The sequence below is a fragment of the Corallococcus llansteffanensis genome (assembly GCF_003612055.1).
Taxonomy (GTDB): Bacteria; Myxococcota; Myxococcia; order Myxococcales; family Myxococcaceae; genus Corallococcus; species Corallococcus llansteffanensis.
Window position 1 is genome coordinate 1 of sequence record NZ_RAWB01001011.1, and the last position, 1,517, is coordinate 1,517.

1 protein-coding gene is annotated in these 1,517 nt (G+C 69.9%); it reads right to left on the bottom strand.

Features of this window, described 5'->3' with window-relative positions:
- The coding region (locus D7V93_RS42935) for a PAS domain S-box protein (RefSeq protein WP_244237850.1) at positions 1-1,486 on the bottom strand (1,486 nt) is incomplete at its 3' end.
- Between the last annotated feature and the right edge of the window lie 31 nt (positions 1,487-1,517).

The window sequence follows — 1,517 nt, forward strand, 5'->3', positions numbered from 1 at the left end:
GCTTCCCGGCGCTCAGCGCGATGACGTTGAGGGGCGCGCGCAGGTCGTGGGCGACGATGCGCAGCACCTCGTCGCGGATGCGCGTGGCCTGTTCGGACTTCTCGTGCAGTTGGGCGTTGTCCAGGGCACTCGCGGCCCGGCGCGCCAGCTCCTCCGCCTGCGCGAGCTCGCGGGCTCCGTAGCGGCGCCCGGACCCGGAGGTCGAGAGGAGGACGAAGCCCAGGATGCGCGACGGGGTCTTCAGCGGCACGATGATGCTGGACAGGGGCGCGAGGCGGCGGAGCAGCGTCAGGTGAGCGGCGTCATACGCCGCGGTTTCGAGCAGCTCCGGGGAGACCTCCGGCAACAGCAACGGCTTCCCCGTCTGGAGCACGGAGCTGGTGAGCCGTCCCGGGCGGAACGGATCCATTGGGTAGGTGGTGATCAGCTCCCGCAGGCTCCGCTTCAGCTCCGGCGTGGCCGCCGCGCTCTCCACCCGCTGGACGCGTCCTTCGTCCCCCAGGAGGTCCACCACACACCAGTCCGCCAGCGCCGGCACGGCCAGCGCCGCCACCGTGGCCAGCGTCGCCTGGGGCTCCAGCGACGCCGCCAGCCGGGGGCCCGCCTCCGCCAGGAAGCGCCACGCCTGCTCCATCTGCTTGCGCTCCGTGATGTCCTGCATCTGCGAGATGAAGTGGAGCGGCTCGCCTTGGGCGTCGCGGATCACCGACGCCGTCAACTGGATGTTCAGGATGTGGCCGTCCCGGTGGCGGTAGTGCTTCTCCCGCTGGAAGGTGTCCATGTCTCCCCTCTCCAGCCGGATCGCGTTCAGCAGGTCCGTCTGCAGCTCCTCCGACACGGTGAGGTCCCCGAACGTCATGGAGAGCATCTCCTCCTGCGAGTAGCCGACGATGTCGCAGAGCGCGGCGTTCACGTGGAGGAACCGCCCGTCCAGCCTGACCATCGCCATGCCGATGGGCGCGTACTCGAAGGCCGCGCGGAAGCGCTCCTCGCTGTTGCGCAGCACGTCTTCCGCCAGCCTGCGCGCGGTGATGTCCCGCAGGTTGACGGTGAGGAACCAGGCCCCATCGACGTCCAACTTCGAGATGCTCGCCTCCGCCGGGAACTCCTCGCCGCCCTTGCGCCGGCCGGAGATGGGCAGCCGTTCCCCCATCTGTCGGGAGGTCGTGCGGCCCTCCGAGAACTGCCGGACGTGCCGGGCGTGGACCGCCCGGAAGCGTTCGGGCAGGAGCACGTCCAAGGGCTGGCCCAGGACCTCGCTCGCGGCGTAGCCGAAGATGCGCTCGGCGCTCGCGTTGAACAGGAGGATGCGCTGCGCGGAGTCGATGGAGATGATGGCGTCCGCCGCGTTGGAGATGATGCCGCTGAAGCGCGCCTCCGACAGCCGCAGCGACTGCTCCACCTGGTGGTGCCTCGCGTCCCGAAGGGACAGGGCGTTCGCGTTCCAGCGGGTCACCGCCACGAAGGCGACCATCGTCAGGAGCATGAAGAGTGTGACGCCGAAGGCGGCTCCATAG